General features: G+C 48.7%; 13 protein-coding genes. 8 read left to right on the top strand and 5 right to left on the bottom strand.

Going from position 1 to position 18,887, the window contains the following annotated elements; genetic code table 11:
- The first annotated feature begins 337 nt into the window (after window positions 1-337).
- Window positions 338-730 carry a 50S ribosomal protein L21 gene (rplU, locus tag QUA71_RS03125; protein WP_006634941.1) on the top strand — a complete coding sequence of 131 codons (393 nt, stop codon included), beginning with the start codon at window positions 338-340 and terminating at the stop codon, window positions 728-730.
- 27 nt (window positions 731-757) lie between these two features.
- Entirely contained in the window at window positions 758-1,057 is a 300-nt protein-coding gene (gene rpmA, locus QUA71_RS03130) for a 50S ribosomal protein L27 (RefSeq protein WP_333282055.1), read from the top strand.
- 201 nt (window positions 1,058-1,258) lie between these two features.
- On the opposite strand, the gene thiS is transcribed toward rpmA, so the two are convergent.
- Together thiS and QUA71_RS03140 are read right to left on the bottom strand one after the other, a co-directional pair.
- Complete coding sequence (thiS, locus tag QUA71_RS03135) at window positions 1,259-1,471, bottom strand: sulfur carrier protein ThiS (protein ID WP_333151696.1); 213 nt, start codon at window positions 1,469-1,471, stop codon at window positions 1,259-1,261.
- A gap of 97 nt (window positions 1,472-1,568) precedes the next feature.
- Entirely contained in the window at window positions 1,569-2,651 is a 1,083-nt protein-coding gene (locus QUA71_RS03140) for a thiamine phosphate synthase (RefSeq protein ID WP_333282059.1), read from the bottom strand.
- Between the two features lie 273 nt (window positions 2,652-2,924).
- Here QUA71_RS03140 and QUA71_RS03145 point away from each other — a divergent pair, with 273 nt between their 5' ends.
- Entirely contained in the window at window positions 2,925-4,748 is a 1,824-nt protein-coding gene (locus tag QUA71_RS03145; RefSeq protein ID WP_333282062.1) for a DUF1565 domain-containing protein, read from the top strand.
- A gap of 659 nt (window positions 4,749-5,407) precedes the next feature.
- Here the strand turns inward: QUA71_RS03145 and QUA71_RS03150 are convergent.
- On the bottom strand, window positions 5,408-6,085 hold the full coding sequence (locus QUA71_RS03150; protein WP_333282065.1) for a peptidoglycan-binding protein: 678 nt from the start codon (window positions 6,083-6,085) through the stop codon (window positions 5,408-5,410).
- Between the two features lie 264 nt (window positions 6,086-6,349).
- Between QUA71_RS03150 and QUA71_RS03155 the strand changes: the two genes are divergently transcribed.
- The 3 genes from QUA71_RS03155 to QUA71_RS03165 all read left to right on the top strand — a co-directional run bounded on the left by QUA71_RS03155 (window position 6,350) and on the right by QUA71_RS03165 (window position 12,675).
- Window positions 6,350-8,230 (top strand): SdrD B-like domain-containing protein, encoded by a 1,881-nt coding sequence (locus tag QUA71_RS03155; RefSeq protein ID WP_333282067.1) that lies wholly within the window; start codon window positions 6,350-6,352, stop codon window positions 8,228-8,230.
- Window positions 8,231-8,798: 568 nt separating this feature from the next.
- A complete protein-coding gene (locus QUA71_RS03160; RefSeq protein ID WP_333282070.1) occupies window positions 8,799-11,417 on the top strand; it encodes an SdrD B-like domain-containing protein in 2,619 nt (872 codons plus the stop codon).
- A 397-nt stretch (window positions 11,418-11,814) separates the two neighbouring features.
- The gene (locus tag QUA71_RS03165) at window positions 11,815-12,675 is read left to right on the top strand and encodes an SDR family oxidoreductase (protein ID WP_333282073.1); all 861 of its coding nucleotides are present in this window, start codon (window positions 11,815-11,817) and stop codon (window positions 12,673-12,675) included.
- A 601-nt stretch (window positions 12,676-13,276) separates the two neighbouring features.
- Here the strand turns inward: QUA71_RS03165 and QUA71_RS03170 are convergent.
- A complete protein-coding gene (locus QUA71_RS03170) occupies window positions 13,277-14,305 on the bottom strand; it encodes a hemerythrin domain-containing protein (RefSeq protein ID WP_333282076.1) in 1,029 nt (342 codons plus the stop codon).
- Between the two features lie 302 nt (window positions 14,306-14,607).
- On the opposite strand from QUA71_RS03170, the gene QUA71_RS03175 reads away from it, so the two are divergent.
- Both QUA71_RS03175 and QUA71_RS03180 read left to right on the top strand, forming a co-directional pair.
- Window positions 14,608-15,873 carry a pitrilysin family protein gene (locus tag QUA71_RS03175; RefSeq protein WP_333282077.1) on the top strand — a complete coding sequence of 422 codons (1,266 nt, stop codon included), beginning with the start codon at window positions 14,608-14,610 and terminating at the stop codon, window positions 15,871-15,873.
- Window positions 15,874-16,154: 281 nt separating this feature from the next.
- Complete coding sequence (locus tag QUA71_RS03180) at window positions 16,155-17,423, top strand: pitrilysin family protein (RefSeq protein WP_333282080.1); 1,269 nt, start codon at window positions 16,155-16,157, stop codon at window positions 17,421-17,423.
- Window positions 17,424-17,927: 504 nt separating this feature from the next.
- Here the strand turns inward: QUA71_RS03180 and QUA71_RS03185 are convergent.
- Window positions 17,928-18,665 carry a hypothetical protein gene (locus tag QUA71_RS03185; RefSeq protein WP_333282083.1) on the bottom strand — a complete coding sequence of 246 codons (738 nt, stop codon included), beginning with the start codon at window positions 18,663-18,665 and terminating at the stop codon, window positions 17,928-17,930.
- Between the last annotated feature and the right edge of the window lie 222 nt (window positions 18,666-18,887).

Below are 18,887 nucleotides of genomic sequence, written 5' to 3' on the forward strand. Positions count from 1 at the left end.
TGTAAGCATCCGTAAAGAAATAAAATCGGACTTACGCAAGGGTGGTCAGAAACGGGGTTTTTTCCTGAGAAGACGCGTTACAGCCCGCATAAACGGCAAAAAACCGGGTTTTTTGGGTTTGGAGCGGTTTTCAAACTAACAATTAGAAAAGATTAAGTGTCTTTTACCTTGACAAAACTACAAAAATCCGCAATAATTGTAGATTGTCTGTCTAAATCCGGCTCGGATCAGGTTAAGACATTCCAAAAGCTGGAGAGCAGTCAGCAGTCAAAAGTCCACAACGACCAATGACCAATGACTCCTCAGCTACCTGTACGGCAATTTCAACCACCATCCCATGACTTACGCAATCATTGAAACCGGCGGCAAACAATTTCGGGTAGAACCAGGCCGCTTCTACGACATCGAACTGCTTCACGTTGAAGCTGAATCCAAAGTCACCATAGACAAAGTATTTCTGATCCAGCACGAAGGCGAGGTTCATATCGGCCAGCCTCTACTAGAAAATGCCACTGTAGAAGGAACGGTTCTCCGGCATTTCCGGGGCCGCAAAGTCCTCGTCTACAAGATGCAGCGGAAAAAGAAAACTCGGAAGAAAAAAGGGCACCGTCAAGAAACAACTCGCTTCATGATTGACTCGATTAGCGTCAACGGTACAGTCTTGGCCGCCAGAGACTTAACAGCAGCAGTTGTGGAAACCCCCCAAACCGCCGAAACTGATTCAGAATAAAAAATAGTAAATACAGTTGAGGATATTATGGCCCACAAGAAAGGTACAGGCAGCACACGTAACGGACGCGACTCTAATTCTCAGCGTCTGGGTGTCAAAAAGTACGGCGGTCAAGTTGTCAGAGCAGGCAACATTTTGATCCGTCAGCGCGGCACCAAATTTCACCCCGGTAATAATGTTGGTATCGGCAGAGATGATACTCTGTTTGCCATGATTGACGGTGTGGTGACTTTTGAAAGAAAAGGCAAAACTCGCAAGAAAGTCAGCATTTATCCTGTTGTAGCAGCACCTGTGGCTGAACCCGTGCCTGAAGCTGTCGCAGTTTAATTCTTCGTTCCTAGGTTCGGCAGATTCCTGACAACTTAGCGTAGAACCGATAGTCCGACAGGGGTTGAAACCCCTGCCTCAAAGCTAAAGTCCTCTTCAGAGGACTGAAGAACTTATTAGTCCTCTTGAGAGGACTTTAGCTATTAGCCAGGGAATTCATTCCCTGGCGGACTAGAGGCTTAATTTGTCACCAATTTGTGGCTAGCCTCCCCCGACAATTGTGACAATTTCTAATATGTCGCCCTCTTGCATCTGTGTAGTTTCCCAAAATTGTTTGTGCAGAATTTCCCCGTTGTACTCCACAGCCACCAAGCGCGGGTTTAATCCCAATTGTTCTAGTAATTTTGGTAATGGTGTGTCGATCGCACAATTGCGAGTTTCTCCGTTAACTTGCAGCGCAATTTGATTTATCATAAGTAAAATATCAGTTATCAGGGCGGGTTTTGTAACAAAATTATATTTTATGCACAGACTTCCTGCGCTAAACCCGCCCTACAAATCGCAAATAAACCTAGCTTTTCCCGTGCAAAGCTTTCTGAGCTTTCAGACTCTCCATCCGAATCAACTGCGAGATGAAAAACTGCGTGACTAAAGTAGGCTGTTCCGCTTCCATAATCGCGCGTACTGCGGCAACTCTTTGAGCTCCGGCATTCAATACTTCATCGAGGTTGTTGATATCAATTCCGCCGATCGCAAACCACGGAATCGGTGACTTATCAGCAGCATACCGCACATAATCCAAACCCGCAGCCTGTTTATCAGGTTTAGTAGGAGTGGAGTAAACCGGCCCAACTCCAATGTAGTCGGCTCCCTCTTCAATAGCTCGCTGCATTTCCTCGCCATTCGTAGTAGAACGACCGATGATCCGTCCCGGGCCGAGCAACTTGCGCGCTTCCGCCACAGGCAAATCTTGCTGTCCTAAGTGTACGCCGTCAGCACCCGCTGCGATCGCAAAATCCACGCGATCGTTCACAATCAGCAAAGCATCGTAGCGGTGACAAAGTTCGCAAAGCTTGCGCGCGTTAGCCAGCTTTGCGCCGTCGTCTGAGTTTTTGTCGCGGTACTGCACCAAAGTCAGTCCGCCTTGCAAAGCAGCTTCCACGACTCCCAACAAGTTGTCTCTCGGCGAAGTTACAAGGTATAACTGCGATCGAAGTAACTGCTGGTAGCGCCGGTAAGCCAGCAAATTGCTTTCGAGAGTATAAACCCGATAGCGCATCTGCTTAAAAGCCGCGCCCATATTCCGATCGTAAATTTTGCCATACTCTTCGAGTACCCGCAGAGCTTCTTCCACCCGACAGAAATTCGCCTCCAGTAGCTGCTGAATGCTCGAACGCTGCTCTTCCTGCGGGTGACTCAACTCCGTACCCGGATCGGCCGGCGTATCCCTAGCACTGCGAAGTTCTGCGACGTGCCAAGCAGCCAATTCTTGACGCAGTTGCTTGCACTCGCCAGCTAAATCCGCGTTGTTGAGACCAAACCTGCACCATTCTTCAATAATTCTCAACCCTTCGCGCGATCGATCTAAATTTGCATCTAAGATCCGGCAGAGGGCTGGCTGTGCCGGTAAAGTTCTGTTTTGTTTGTCGGTCATTCAGAACCACCCTAATTATAATTAATTTTACCAGTCAAACCGCTACATTGTCCCACGCCGTATAGATTCTAGTACAGCGATCGGCTTAATTTTGGCATCAACCGATTTAATTCAGACAAATTTTTAAGTTTTATTGAATTTGAGAAAAACGAAGCATAATAGATCAAACTTGATGAGAGTGAAATCGTTAAGCTGCATACCACACTTGGGAGGAGAGCCGTGAGGTTAGCAGAACAACACAAAAGATTAAGGGAGAACAACCCAAACAGGCGGGTGAAATCAAAGTTCGATCGCGAAAACCCGACACGAAACACCGGAGGCGAAACTCGGATCACAGATAAGTTGCGTTTTTTTATGCTGATATACTCACAACAGACCAGGCGCAAAGAAAAGCGATCGCAAAACAAAGGTTTGAGTTCTTGCCTTCTGCTCGTTTTTGCGATGACCGCCCTTTGCAACCATCAACCGTCAGTTATCGCAGCCGGGATACCGGGAGTGCAGCTACTTTCTCAGACCCTGCAGAGCGACATTAACATACTGTACGTCAGCTCGACCGGCGGCAGCGACACGGGGGGCAACGGCAGCGATCGAGCTCCGTTTAAAACCCTTACCTACGCCTTAAGCGTGGCGCCGCCCAAAACAGCGATTTTGCTAGCGCCCGGTACTTACAGCGAGCAAACCGGCGAAAAATTTCCATTAATGCTCAGGCCCAGCGTGACAGTTCAGGGAAATCCCAACACTCGGGGTCAGAATATTGTCATCAAAGGCGGAGGATACTTTATCAGTCCGACTTCGGCGGGTCAAAATATCGCGATTTTAGGCGCAGATGGGGCGGGACTCAGCGGGGTGACGGTGACGAATACCAACTATCGCGGTTACGCTTTGTGGATCGAATCGAGTTCTCCAACGGTTGTCAACAATACTTTTTCTGGCAGCACTCACGACGGCATTTCGGTAGTGGGTACTTCCAGGCCGACGATTGGCGGGAATGTTTTCTCGAAAAATGGAGCTAACGGCATTACGATTTTTGGCAGTTCCCAGCCGGAAGTTCGAGATAATGTGTTTGAAAACACGGGATTTGGGGTGAATGTAGCGCAGAACGCTTCGCCTCTGCTCATCGGTAACAAAATTACTCGCAATAAAGACGGCGTGGTGGTGCAAGCTAATGCTAGACCTGTGCTGCGTAACAATTATATCGAGAGTAACCGGCGGGACGGAATTGTGGCGATATCGAGAGCTCTGCCGGATTTGGGAACTGCCGCCGAACCGGGGGGCAATGTTATTCGCAACAACGGTCAGTACGATGTGAACAATGCGGCCAAAGGTCAAGTAATCCCAGCTTACGGCAATCAATTATTGAGCAGCCGGACGACGGGCTCGGTTGATGTGGCGGGAACTTTTACCCCTGGGCCAATGGGGGGAAGTGCTTTGCAGCTAACGACCGATCGACCCCCCAGAACCGGTGGCCCAGACACTTCTCTCCCGGCTTACACTCCCGGCCGGCTAAGTCCCAGAAGTGAAAGAGCGCCACTTCCCCCGCCTGCGCCCGTTTCAAGGCGATCGGTGCAAACTCGATCGACACCGCCAAGCGCTCAGTTGCAGCAAGAGCTTTCTCCGAGGAATGCCGCTGGTTCAGCGGTAGTCCAAGGGGCGATCGCAATTCCCGTGCCCGATCCGAATTCTCGATCGGTTTCGGAAATTTCGGTACAGCAACCAATGATTCCTCCCAATTTTGATAGTTCGAGTTCGGTTTCTTCCGAGGGTAGATTGCCGGTTCCGGGCCGCAACATTCCTATCGGAAGGGGCGGCTATGTACCTGCACCTTTAGGAGGGAATTCTTTGCCCGATTCCCGGGAGAATTCGCCGTCATTCGATCTACCGTCTGCTTTGGGTTTGCGCTATCGAGTTGTGGTGGAGGCCAAGAGTTCGGGGGATCGACAAAAAATGCAAGCCCTGGTTCCGGGTGCTTTTCGCTCTTTTTCCAGCGGGCGATCGGTGATGCAAGCCGGTGCTTTTCGGGAACGCGAAAAAGCTGAGGAATTGCTACAAATGCTCAGCGCTAACGGTTGGAATGCTCGAATTGAGGAGATTAAATAGTTATTGGAAATTGGGCATTGGGCATTGGGCATTGGGCATTGGGCATTGGGCATTGGGAATATCCTTTCCGGCTAAGCTGTTCGGCATTTAAAGGAGCTTAACCAATAACCAATAACCAATAACCAACAACAAAATTTTAGGGCCTAGCATATCGGATGCCAGACCCTAAAAAGTTTGTAAATTAAGTTGATTCAAGTGGGTTTTTAGCTCTGCTGAGTTTCAGCCAACTACAACTAAGGTGGACTTTTTTGCAACTACTCTGCAGACGAGCTAGCTATCAGCGGAGTCTATTCAGACTTCTGTGTTTGACTGTTGTGCGATCGCAACTTTTGATTAATCCAATAGCCTCAAGCTATCTAACAAATCCGGATCGCAATATCAACCTTTTTTTGCTAATAAGCTACACGGTTCAGGCGTTGCCTGCGGACTAGAGCCGAGCGGGACAAATACTCTAATTCCAAATTTTTTATCCAAGTTTTTTGTGCTTCTTGGTTTTGCCCCTCATGTTTTTAAGTTAACACCAACTGCGCGCATAAAAACACTTTGTTTACCAAAGTTGACACTTTTTGATGTGATGAAATACTTCCAAAAGCGATTATTAACAATTTGTACGATCGCCAGAGCGCGCAACGTGCATACCCGGCACTTTTCGCTTGCTGTCAACGCAGCAGAGCTTCCCAAGTTGCGCGACCAACAATGCCGTCCGCTGGCAGTTGATATTGTCGCTGAGCCGCCTTGACAGCAGCTTGAGTTTCCGGACCGAACACGCCGTCAGCACTCACCCGCAAAAATCCCTTGGCCCGCAGCCGTTCTTGCAAATCTCTGACTGCCGCCCCCCGCATTCGTCTTCTCAAAACCGGAAAATTAGTTGGCTGCGCTTGGGGGTTAATCTCTGAGTTCTCGCCAGTTACAGGAGCGTTGTCGCTCGGGTTTTCGATCGCGCTCGGAGTCGCAGGAAACAGCCGGTTCCAAGTATCTTGACCGACTATGGCGTCGGGAGCCAGGCCTGCTGCTTCCTGGAACTGAGATACAGCTCTAGCGGTGCTTTGGGAGAAAATCCCGTCTACAGTGTCAGCGTAAAAGCCCAATAATTTAAGAGCAGCTTGGAGTTCGATTACTTCTGAGCCACGGCTGCCCAATTTGATGGCGGGGCGGACGATCGCACCTGTTTGAGCGATCGGGCTATTAATGTTACCTTGTTCGGAGGTAGGTAGTTGTGCCGCAGCAGGAGTAGGGGCGATCGATCCTATTACCAATAAACCGCACAAACTCCAGCCGAAGAGCAAACTCGGAACCTCGCGGGCTTCATTCCAGCTTGCTGTCAAGTTTTGGGACATTGGGAATTCGACCTCTGCAAAACTGGTAGCGATCGTACATCAAATCTGGAAAAAATTGGGAATTTCGGCATAGGGAATTGGGCATAAGGCATTAACTGATTCCCTGGCTATGCCTGCGAACCAGTTAAATCAAAACTCACAACTTTTCTCCCCTTCCCTTTCCTAAAAATAATTTATCCCCTGAAATAGCTGCAATTGGCAAAAAAACTGCTAGATTGCCCTACAGAAAACATTGAACCGCGTTCATTGGGCCCCAGCAACACCATGTCCGAATCCAGAACCGCCAGCCAAATAGACATCGGCAACGTCAACATCGGGAACTTCCAAGTCGGCAGCATCAGCGGCACCAAATACAACGACCTCAACGCCAACGGCCGCCCTGATCCTGAAGAATTCCCAATTCCCAACTGGCAAATCTACCTCGACCTCAACAACAACAGCCAGCCAGAGTTTAACGAACCTTCCACTCTCACCAACCAGGTAGGCAACTACGTCTTCGCCAACCTGCCGCCGGGCACTTACCAAGTTAGGGAAGTCCAGCAGCCGAACTTTCGCCAAACTACCCCAAATCCCTCACCCATCACGATTACCAGCGGGACAAACGCTGGCAATATCAATTTTGGCAACAACTTCAACGCAGGGACGATCGCAGGCACAAAATTCAACGACATCAACAACAACAGCAGCCGAGATCCCGGGGAACAAGGGCTAGCTAACTGGCAAATTTACCTCGACCTCAACCGCAACAACAGGCTCGACGGCGGCGAACCTTTTACTTTTACAAACGTTGAAGGCAAGTACGCTTTTGTCAATATTCCCGCAAATACATATTTGGTGAGAGAAGTCCAGCAACCGGGTTTTCGCCAAACCACGCCTGACCCCGGCCCGGTTAACGTTACTTCTAACGCCACTGTCAACAACATCAATTTTGGCAATATCTTTTTTGTCGGCAGCATCAGCGGCTTCAAGTTCAACGACCTCAATGCCAACAGCGTCAGAGACGCGACAGACCCGCCTCTGACCAACTGGCAACTTTACCTCGACCTCAACGGCAACGGCAGCGTTGACCCGGGCGAACCCACGACCATCACAAACCCGCAAGGCAACTACACTTTTGCGAATGTTTCCCCGGGCCGGTATTTGGTGAGGGAAGTCCAACAACCAGGATGGGTACAGACTACGCCAAATCCAGGCCCGATCGACATAATCGGCAATACCAACGCTGTCGGCGTCAGTTTCGGCAACAATTTTCCTACTGGCAGCATCAGCGGCTTCAAGTTCAACGACTTCAACGCTAACGGTATCAAGGAACCGACGGAACCGACAGTTGCCAACTGGCCGATTTACCTTGACCTCAACAACAATGGCGCCCCAGATCCCAACGAACCTTCGACTTTAACAAACCCCCAAGGTAATTTCTCTTTTATCAATTTGCCTCAAGGCACCTATTTGGTCAGGGAAGTCCAGCAGCCCGGTTTTCGACAAACCACGCCAAATCCGACTCCCATCATCGTGGGCAATGGCACAAATGCCACTAATCTCAGCTTTGGCAATGTATTGGTAACGGGAACGATCAGCGGTGTGAAATTTAACGATGTTAACGCCAACGGCCGCCTAGATCCTGGGGAACCGCCGATCGCCAACTCTCCAATTTACATCGACCTCAACAACAACAGCAGTTTAGATCCGGGTGAAGCGAGTACCTTAAGCGATGTTCAAGGCAATTACAGTTTCCGCAACGTTCCGGTAGGTAGTTATGTTGTCCGCGAAGTTCCGCCGCCGGGTTTCATTCTAACGACTCCCCCTACGGTGGTTGTTGTCTCGGCAGATATTCGGGCTAGCAGCATAGATATCGATTTGGTGACGGGAGATGCTGAGGGTAGGGCGGCTAAATCCTTGAATGACGACCCGCTGACCAATGCTAGCAGCTATGCGGGCGAACCTGCGGGCAATATTGGGGCGGATAGGTTGCTTTTGAGTGCGGGTGGTGATACTTATCCAATTAGTGATTTTTTGGTCGATCGACCTTTTGCGAATTTAGGCAATATTCCTAACTTTGGGCAACAGAATGTCGGTCTGAATCTGAATGCAGAAATCGGTCAATTAGTCCATAAGAATGAATTAATGGGGGGATTCCTTCCCTAGCACGACAAGTGTCGGAGACTTCGGCATTGTTTAGATGATACAGCCGGCCGGGAATCCCAAACAGCGGAGATTGACAAGGGAAGATCGGGCGCTAGCGTGATACCCTATTGTTGTTAATCCCTAAGGCATAGGCAGATCTCCGGGAAGCCCAAAGCTGGCCTGTATATGGGGAGCAAGATTCAGAGGCAGTATCATACCTGTTTTTAGGAATTATCAGACAATTCCCCAAGCGCGATCGCCCTCGTGGCCAGGTCGCTCAAGTCACCGAGGTTCAGTGAATCTTAACGTTGTTCCAGCTCTAAACAGCAAGTGTCCACGGGCAGAAGAACTCAGGGCGCAAATCTTGAAGATATTGCGCTCAAATTGCCACAGCTATTCAAAACCTGATATAATCTCGTGCGACAAAGCTGGAGTAAGCCTGATGTTAGATGAGGAGCCTTCGAGCAACGTAGACGTATGTATGATTGAGTAGCGATCGTCAGTCGCTAGCAGCAGCTAACTGCTGATTGACAAAGTGATACAGTAGCGTGTAGCTTACGTAGATTTAGGTGTGAAGGAAAAGAAAATCATGACAGAAGAATTAACAGCTAGTCAGATACCTGGTGTAAGTCGTCCTGTACCCGCAACCCAATTCGTGCCAGGGCCAATCATCAATTTTGGCAACGCTCCTGCGGGTATCCAGGGTACCAAGTTCAATGACGCGAATGCCAACGGCATTCGAGATGCAGGCGAACCGGGACTCCCCAACGTCCAAATCTTTATTGACACCAATAACAACGGCACTGCCGAGGCAGGTGAACCCTCGACGTTGACTAACGCCAGCGGAAACTTCGTATTTCCAGGCTTGCTTCCAGGCACCTATACTGTCAGGGAAATCCCGCCACCCAGATTCAGCCCGACAACTCCCAACCCAGTCGTCGTCACCCTCACGGGCACTAATGCCACAGTGTTGTTCGGCAATACTCCCATCCCGCCCGGTGGTCAGATTATTGGCTGCAAATACCTCGACGTAGATAACGACGGCTTTCGAGACGGGAGTGAACCCCCGATGCAAAACGTCAGAATCTATATCGATGCCAACAACAACGGTCAGCTAGATACAGGGGAACCCACTACCTTAACCGATAGAAACGGCGAGTACCGATTCACCGATTTGCAGCCCGGGCTGTACCGGATTCGAGAAGAGCGCGCCAACGGGCCTGGCACTGAACCGTTAGAAAGAGATTTTCCCCAAAGCACTCCCCCCGGCAACATCTCCCTGCTGGACGTTAACCTCCGCCAGGGCGAAATCTGGACCAGCGCTCAAGTGGGCAACACTCCCCTGTACGAAGCCTCGATCTTCAAATTCCGGGACAACAACGCCAACGGCATACAAGACGCAGGCGAAATTCCTCTCTCCGGCATCCCCTTCATCATCGATTTGAACCGGAACGGCAGAACAGACGCGGGCGAACCGCGACTGTTAACTGGCCCTGATGGTAGGGCCACCTTCAGAGATTTGAAAGCTGGCAGCTACTCTGTATTGGAAACCTTTGAAACATTCATAGCCAACCAGCCGCCAATTAACACTACCCCGAACCCGGTAGAAGTCACAGCCCCCGGGCCCCTATCGCGACAGCAGGGAGCGCTGCCTTTCATAGTGACCGATCCAACAGTTCCAGGCGGCCAGCGGATCGTTTCGGCGAACCTTCCGTCTCCGTTCCCGCCGGTCAACCCGGAACCCGCAGTCTTCTTCACCCCGATTCCGATCAATCCAGCCGGCGGTGCTGTCGGGAATACGCTGCCCAACATTACGATCTACAAATACAACGATCAGAACGCCAACGGTCGTTACGAACAGGGCCGCATTGCACCGGAAAGCCCCATTCCAGGCGTCACGGTCTACATTGATGCCAACGACAACGGCGTCCTCGACACAGGGGAACAGTCGAGAGTAACTGACACCAACGGAGTCGCCGCTTTCACCAACGTGCAACCGGGCAATTACGTGGTTCGGGAAGTGCCGCAAGCTGGTTTTAGTGCTACGACTCCGGCTCGGGTGCAGTTCAACCTCACCAATCAAGATGCCAACGTCGTCTTTGGCAACACCCCCAACAGCCGTATTACCGGGACCAAATTCCAAGACTTGAACGGCAACGGCTACCGAGACGGCTTTGAAACGCCGATCGCAGGGGTCGCAATCTACCTCGACAGCAACAGTAACAACGCTCTCGATGCGGGAGAAACCACTAGCGTCAGCGATCAGTTCGGCCGCTGGGAGTTTGGCAATTTGACCCCCGGTATTTACCGAGTCCGGGAAGTCACGCCTTCAAATTCTTTCCAAACTACTCAACAACTGGACATCGTTCTGGGCGCGAACCAAACGTTTACTTGTGCTTTGGTGGGCAACGGCCAGTTCTTTAACTTGGCAGTTCCCAAATTCCGGGACGACAACCGCAACGGCGTTCAAGATGCGGGCGAGCCTCCTCTGCAGAACATCCCGTTCACCTTGGATGTGAACCGGAACGGGCGCTACGATGCTGCTACGGAGCCTCTGGTCAGGAGTGATGCTAACGGTATTGCCCTGTTCACCAATTTAGCTCCTGGCAATTACCCGGTATTGGAAGTTTTTAACGAGCCAAACGTTCCCAACCCGTTCCCGGTTCCTACCGGGCCCAACCCTGTTACTTTCAGCGTGCCCGGGCCGAGTGCCTTTGTGACGCCGATCGTGCCGGTGCCAGTACCGACGGCAACACCGACGGGAACATCGACGACAGCACCGGCGGGAACATCGACGACAGCACCGACGGGAACATCGACGACACCGACGGGAACAGCGGCGGGAACATCGACGACAGCACCGACGGGAACATCGACAACACCAACGGGAACAGCGGCGGGAACATCGACGACAGCACCGACACCAACCGTCACTATTTCTAGCATCGGCGATCCGCTGACTGGCGGCGTAACTGCTTCTAGCATCCCCGATGCGTTGATAGACGGCGGCAGTTCACTCGATCCTACGGTTAAGGCCAGCAGCGTCGAGAGCTTGATCATCCCACCTGGGCTTCAAGGTTTTAGCTTGGGTGACATCAAGAAGTGGGAAGACGCGGCAAAGGCTTCGATGCTGTTGTTTAAAGTAGAGAACGGTCTCGATGAATCTACTTTACTGTTGGGCGCTCCTACTTCGACTCCCTTGTTTTAATGTTAAGTTGGGTTTCTAGTTCGAGACTCAGCAATTAGCAACTAGCTTGTTTAAACTGCACGTCAAATGATGTTTTGGCGTGCTTTTTGCTGTTTAGACAATAATTAGAGGCTCGCGGGCGGGTTTATGGATTTCTTGAGTTACTGCACATATTTTTCGTGAAACCCGCCTCTACAACAAATATATCCCGATGCTCCTAGGGGCGGGTTTTACCGACAATCTTTGAGGAAAACTCACAATTTATATAAACCAGCCCGCCACAATCATGGGTTCGGAAAAGGGGTTTATTTATCTCTTTAATTACTGTCTTTAGTCGTAGAGCACGATCGGCAAAAAGAGCGATTCCCTAGTTCCAGAAAACCTTTATTTATGGAGGTAGAACGAAGAGGACTTTTTTATGCCAACCGAACAGAAGATTAATCCGCCTCAACATCAAGAACAGCAACCCGGTATTGAATCGCAAATGACCCCGCAACCTCAGTCCTTCGCGGAGGGCTATCGCGGTAGCGACAAATTGCGGGACAAAGTAGCCTTAATTACCGGCGGAGACAGCGGTATCGGGCGTGCAGTGGCGATCGCCTTTGCCAAAGAAGGCGCTAACGTGGTTATCAGCTATCTCAACGAAGATGAAGATGCTAACAAAACCAAAGAGGCGATCGAACAACAAGGCCGGCGCTGTATTGCGATCGCCGGCGACATCGGCGACGAAAACGTCTGTCAAAACCTTGTAGAACAAACCGTTAAAGAGTTTGGTAGCCTCGATATCCTCGTCAACAACGCCGCCGAACAGCATCCCCAAGAAAGCATTGAAGACATCACCGCCGAACAATTAGAGCGCACCTTCCGCACCAACATTTTCTCGATGTTTTATCTCACAAAAGCCGCTCTCAAACACCTCAAAGAGGGAAGTGCAATTATCAACACTACCTCTGTCACCGCCTATAAAGGCAATCAACAATTACTAGATTACTCCTCCACAAAAGGAGCAATTGTTGCCTTTACCCGCTCTTTGTCTCAAAGTTTAGCTGAGAAAGGAATTCGCGTCAATGGAGTCGCGCCCGGCCCGATTTGGACCCCTCTAATTCCTGCAACTTTCCCTGAAGAAAAAGTGGAAAAATTTGGTGCAGACACGGCATTGGGACGCGCGGGTCAACCCGATGAAGTTGCCCCCAGTTTCGTGTTTTTAGCTTCAAAAGATTCGTCTTACATGACTGGTCAAATTTTGCATCCCAACGGCGGATCTGTGATTAACGGATAGATTTGTCGCGAGTTGAGATATAAATAACCGCATTTTGTAGGGGCGACTTTCACCCACAATCTCTGACTATAACTCACAATCTAAATAAACCCGCCCCCAAAACCACGTTACCTAGGGCGGGTTTATTCATTTTTTTAGTTAGCTCAAATCCGGTAGCATCGTCGGGCGTAAAATCCAGTCAACAGCGATGCCCACTTACCTTCGCCGAAGGGTCACCAATCACGGACGGTGCAACCGAAATTGATACAATTAATCTGCGTTAATCTGTGTTGATATGCCCTCATCGGCCGAAAAAAAAAAGAATTTCTGAACCGCAGAGGACAAGGGATTGACGCTGATTCACGCACATGAATAATTCCGATGCAGCAATCCTAAATCATTTGTGAATTTCTTACTCCCTCCCCTTTCCAAGGGGAGGGTTGGGGTGGGGTAAAAAATGTACGACTCCTGCAAGGATTGCTATAACAGATTTGATATTAGTTTTTGAACATTGGTGACGTTTACACAAAACAGTAATCCCGCTACGTGGGTAGCGGGATTGATAGGTTGCAGTTTAGCTAGTTTTGAGCTCAGCTAGAGCTACAATTAGCTCGCTGCTGAATTAGCTCAGGTTAGCCATTTCTTGCTGGAGGGTGCTTTTGGCTGCTTTGAATTGAGTAGCCATTTGTTCCATTTGTGCTTCGCTCAAGTTGCGGCGAATTTGAGGGAACATATCGTTTTCTTCTTCTTTTACGTGATCTTGAACCGCTGTTTGGAGCTGTTTGATTTGGGCTTTGAAATCAGAAGAACTGGGGTCCATTGACTTAATCTTGGCGAGCATTTGCTTCATTTCTGCTTGCTCGTCGTACAGTTCTTGAGTGTTGTTGTAGTAGCTGCGAATTGCTGGGTAAACAATTTGTTCTTCGGCTTCGGCGTGAACGCTGAGGTCTTTGTAAAGTTGACCGAAGAATTCTTGCACTTTTTGAGGATCGTCGGTGCTGGCGATTTCCATAAAGAGGGTATCGGTTTTGCGGTGATCCATTGAGATGATTTCGGTGATGTTCATATCATCTTTGGTGCGGGTAACTGCACCGCCGATGATGCCGGTCATGGCTGCCATTGCATCTTGCACGCGAGCCCAAACGCCTTGGTCGGGGTCTTTGCCGGTCAGTTCGCGCACTCCTAAAATTTCTAGAACTCCTTTTAGTTGTTCTTGGTGAGCGCGGTTCTCAAAGTTAACTGTGTTGAGGGGGGTAATGGCAGCTTCGATGTCAGCGCCGACTACTTGAGCAGCTTTGTGAATTAACAAACCGGCCATGGTTTGTTTGTGTTTGAGCAGTTCGTGCTGGGTGACTTTTTCAAACAATGTCAGTTCAGAACCTTCCATGAGTTTCTGAACTTCTTCAATCATTTTTGCGCTGGTTTCTTTGGGCTCGGCTTGAATGCCATATTGCACGATCGTAGTTTCTAATACGCCCATGTTTTTGCGATCGTCTTCGAGCATATCCCGGAAGCGCTGGGCTAGTTCGGAGTCGTTGCAGGAATTGATGAACAATTGCTCGTTGGCGATCAACAGGTTTTGCAGCGCTTTCATGTCTGCTAATTTAGTGGCTATCGCTTGGCGCTTGGTATCTTCTAGGGTAGCTACCATCTGTCGTTTCTCCTCTCAATGTCTTTAGTGTTCTTACATCTCTTAATTTATTGATATATTCTGATAACATCCTCTTTCTCCCGACTGATTCATTAATATCCCGCGCAACCTATTGACTTTTGAGCCAAAAAAGGGTAAGTATTTGAGACTGCTTGAAAAAAAGCAAAAAGCAAAAAACAACAGATGAGTAAGGATGAATGGCAGATGAGTGATGATTTCTGTATCAATTAATCCCGATCGCATAGCTGTAAAGCGCTACCATAGTTGCAGCCGAAGTTAACTAAAGTTTAAGAATAACTAGCTTGTCTCAACTGCTCACTGCTTTAGAGTTCCCAGCCAATGTCTGGAAGCTGAATAATGGGTTAACGGTCATTCACCAGCGGATTTCGGCCACACCGGTGGTCGCGCTAGACGTGTGGGTGAAAGCTGGCGCTACGCTGGAGCCGGATTCTTGGTCGGGAATGGCTCATTTTCTAGAACACATGATATTTAAAGGGACGGATTCGATCGCCCCTGGAGAATTTGACCAGGTAATCGAAAATCGCGGCGGTGTCGCCAACGCAGCTACAAGTCACGATTACGCGCATTTTTTCGTCAACGCTGCGGCTGATTATTTAGCAGAAACAGCGCAGCCACTGGCAGAATTGCTGCTGCGGGCTTCGATTCCCGATCTGGAATTCGATCGTGAGCGAGATGTGGTACTCGAAGAAATCCGTCAAGCTCAAGACAATCCCGATGGGCTGGGTTTCCAAGCAATGATGGAAACAGTTTACCAGCGGCATCCCTACAGGCGATCGGTACTCGGCACGGAAGAGCTGCTGATGTCGCGAACTCCCCACGAAATGCGCTGTTTCCACCGATCGCACTATCAGCCGGAAAATATGACTGTGGTGGTAGTCGGGGGAATTGATGAACAACAGGCCAGAGATATTACGGGGAAAGCTTTTGAGCAGTTTTCCGATCGGTGGGATTGTCCCAAATTAACCGCAGAGGCGGAACCGCCACTGATAGAAATTCGCCGTCAGGAACTCTGTCTCCCCCGATTGGAACAAGCGCGGCTGATGATGGCCTGGACGGGCCCGGGAGTTGAACACTTGCAAAGTGCTTGCGGCTTGGATTTACTGTCGGTGTTGCTTGCAGACGGGCGGACTTCGCGTTTAGTCAGGGAATTGCGGGAAGAATTACAATTGGTAGAGGCGATCGACAGCACTTTCTCGCTGCAACGGGAATCGAGTTTATTTACTATCAGTGCAGTCTTGGACGCGAAGGATGTCGAAGAGGTGGAATCTCGGATTTGCGATCGACTTTGGCAATTGCAGTCTGAGCCGGTTTCCGAGGTAGAATTGCTTCGGTGTAAGCGTTTGCTGTGCAACGATTTTGCTTTCTCCCTCGAAACACCGGGACAGTTAGCCGGTCTTTACGGATATTACAATACGATCGCCACTGCGGAATTAGCGCTTAGCTATCCCACCAGGATTAAAGCATTTGGGCCATTAGACCTCCAGCGCCTAGCTCAACAATATCTCTCTCCTCGGCGCTATACGGCTGTGGTACTCAAACCAATCTAATTGGTAAACGGGTGAAAATACATATATTTTTGGTACCGGAGAGATGTTCGGCATTTGTCCGGGGTTCTTTGTGCTTGTGGCGCACCCTACGGGATAGATGTTGTTACATTTAGATGTTGTGGGTCAGGCCCTGCCCGGTATGACATCATACAAGATCCGCATGGAAAATAGAAAAAGGGCAATCAAGTAATTACCAATTACCCATTACCCATTACCCATTACCCATTTTCAATTACCAATACTTCAGCTACTCTCAGTACAAGTTCCCAACTAAATTAACCATGAAAAATGAAATCCAGCGCACGGTTTTAGACAACGGTATTGTTGTCTTAGCAGCAGAAAATCCAGCAGCAGATATTATTGCAGCTAGGATATTCCTGCGGGCAGGCAGTCGCTACGTGCAGCCGGAACAAGCAGGATTGTGTCACTTGCTGTCGGCGGTAATGACTAAGGGAACCGATCGGCTGTCTTCGCTGGAAATTGCCGAGCGTGTAGAATCGGTGGGAGCGAGGTTGAGTGCCGACTCTACTACAGACTATTTTTTAGTGAGTTTGAAGACGGTTTCTGCGGATTTTGAGGACATTTTGGAGTTGGCGGCGCAATTGACGCGATCGCCGACTTTCCCGGAAGCTGAAGTCGAACTCGAACGCCGCATTGCCATATCGGCAATTCGATCGCAACAAGAACAGCCATTTGCGATCGCCTTCGAGCAATTGCGGCAGGCGATGTACCAAGAACACCCCTATGCTTTCTCTCCCTTGGGCACGGAAGCTACTATGTCAAAGCTAACGAGAAACGAGCTCGAACTGTTCCACAAAACCTATTTCCGTCCCGATAATGTAGTTATTTCTGTAGCCGGCAGAATATCGACCGAAGATGCGATCGCCCTGATCGATCGAATTTTTGGAGACTGGAAAGCGCCTTTAACACCCTTACCAACTTTAACCGTCCCCCCTCTGTCACCTTCCCCTGAATCGGTCGTTACGGCGCAAGATACGCAGCAATCAGTGATTATGCTGGGCTACCTCGCACCCTCTGTCAAAAATCCCGACTATGCAGCGATTAAGTTGCTGAATACTTATTTGGGTAACGGTTTGTCGAGCCGATTGTTTGTGGAATTGCGGGAAAAGCGGGGCTTGGCTTACGACGTTTCCGCGCTGTACGCGACGCGCTTGGACACGGCTCAGTTTGTCGTGTACATGGGTACGGCGCCGGAAAATACGGCGACTGCTTTTGAAGGATTGCGCGCAGAAGTCGATCGACTCGCCAACACCGAACTAAGCGAGGAAGAATTGCAAGCTTGCAAGAATAAAATGCTCGGTCAATATGCTTTAGGAAAACAAACTAATTCGCAAATTGCCCAAGTTTTAGGCTGGTATGAAATTTTGGGATTGGGAATTCAATTTGACCAGCAGTTTCAAGAAGAAATTGCACAGGTGACAGCTTCACAAGCGCGGGATGCTGCTAAGAAATATTTTGTAGAACCGTATGTTTCTTTGGTGGGCCCGGAGGCGGCGATTACAGAGTTGGGGGCGGTGGCTGTTTGTTAGAAATGGGCACTCGAACTTTTCAAAAGTTCGAGCGCACATCTTGCACCACTCTTAAGAACGGGCTAGAAGCCCGTTCCACAAAAAATCAATATTCTTCTGGAACAGGCATCTTGCCTGTTGCCGATGTGGCAATATGCCTGTTCATAAAAGAGTAAATTTTCTTGTGGAACAGGCATCTTGCCTGTTGCCGATGTGGCGCAAGATGTGCGATCCCATCGATCTCACATCAAAAGACTTTGCTCGTCCACAGATTTCAAAATAGATGCGATCGCACGCACTGGTTCGTTCTGGGTTGCTGCGTGCAAATGCAATACATTATCATCATCAGTTGTGATGTTCTTATAATTCTATTGCATTCTCAATATTTCGCACAAATGTGGCAACTCTTGATTTCGGAAACTCAGAAATTCCCAATGAATTCATATTCCTTCCTCCATACCGACCAAATATAAGAGTCCGCTCTAACTGGGTTTTTATCCTGACACAACAATCGAAATAAGTGTCTTATTCAACTTTGGGATTTTCCTCAGACTTTTTCATTTCTTGTTGATTTTGAGATTGTAACGTTTCACGTGTTACCAAAAATTTTTTGCCTAAATCTGTAACATCAAGATATTTGGTCAAATTGATTGATCGTTTCCCATAATCACTCGCTCGAACTATATCACTGATATAACCAGATTTCGTCGCAATCAATTTCAAATCTCGTAAACGCCTTAACTCATCACCAACTCTATCTGAAACATAAAAGTCATAATTAGTCTTTGTGTCAGAATGCCTGTCAAGCTGGTCAATCTTTTCATAATCCTTATCACCAAGCAAGAAATTATACATAAAAGCTTGCGTTTCTTCTAAACTTTTTTGTTGTTTTTCTAGTTGTTCTAATTGTTGCGCTTGAAGCTCATCAATTTGTTTTTTCTGCTCATTGATTTCTTGCTTTATTTGCTTGAACTTAGCGGTAACGCCACCATCCTTAGAAACACCAAAATCCTCTAATCTGTTAAGTAATCCAGAGTTGAATAAAAATACAAGAGCAATAAGTATAATATCAGGAGCTTCTATCTTTCGAGGTTGTCGTTTTTCTTCAAATAATATTGGGCTAATCAGGCTAAATATCAAATAACCCATTGCTATGAATGAAATAATTTCGATCCACCAATTTCTGGAATTTTTGTTTTCCTCAATGGAACCGCTGATCATTGACTCCTGTTTTATTTGCTCTTGATTATTGTCTTTACTCATAAACACCTCATCTAAAGTTATATTATTTACGTTTGGCTGAGTGCTGGGTTTTGTTGTTCTCTAATATATAACCCATTTGACATCTTTTAGCGAGCGCAGGTTTCGAGCGTGTACTTGACTATCGATAATATCAGGTCGTGAGTGGATGACTCCTTCGCTTTGCCAATAAGCAACAAGCTCTGCTCCAGTTTTAGGTGGGTTGTTCAGAACTTGTCCGATCGA

It is taken from the genome of Microcoleus sp. MON1_C5 (assembly GCF_036701875.1).
Classification (GTDB): domain Bacteria; phylum Cyanobacteriota; class Cyanobacteriia; order Cyanobacteriales; family Microcoleaceae; genus Microcoleus.